This window comes from Streptomyces beijiangensis, from assembly GCF_017315755.1.
In the GTDB taxonomy this organism is placed as follows: Bacteria; Actinomycetota; Actinomycetes; order Streptomycetales; family Streptomycetaceae; genus Streptomyces; species Streptomyces beijiangensis.
This window is the reverse complement of the sequence record NZ_JAFLRJ010001458.1, coordinates 1-435: the sequence shown is the minus strand read 5'-3', so window position 1 is coordinate 435 and position 435 is coordinate 1. Positions and strand designations below refer to the sequence as shown.

The 435-nt window shown below is 69.4% G+C and carries 1 protein-coding gene; it reads right to left on the bottom strand.

What is annotated here, in order from left to right:
• Positions 1 to 435, bottom strand: a 435-nt coding sequence (locus J0695_RS42255) for a hypothetical protein (RefSeq protein ID WP_206970097.1), incomplete at both ends; no start/stop codon positions are given.

Below are 435 nucleotides of genomic sequence, written 5' to 3'. Positions count from 1 at the left end.
AGCGTCTCGTGGGCTCGGCCTTCGGTTCGACGGCGACGGCGAAGTCCTCGATGCCCTCGGCGGCCTCACCGCGCCAGGTCTTCACGGTCTGCTCGCCGTGCTCGGCAACCTTCTCGTACGTCTCGCGGGCCCTGACGGCGTACTCGGCGGCGACACCGACGCCACGCAGGGCGAGGTCCTGAGCGGTCTCGCCGAACTTCTTGAGGTCGGTGTCGAGCGAGCCGAAGAACTCGCCGACCTTGGCCTGGACGGTCTCCTGAGTCTCCTTGACCCTGATGGTCGCCTTCTCCTGGACGGCCTTCGGGTCGGTGTGACGCACGGCCTCGATGCGCGAGGGAGCCTCGGCGCGGATCTGCTCCACCAGCCCCGGCACCTTCTTGGCCTGCTGCAGGGCGAGGTCGGCGGTGCCGGCGGCGAAGTAGAGGGGAGTCGGGT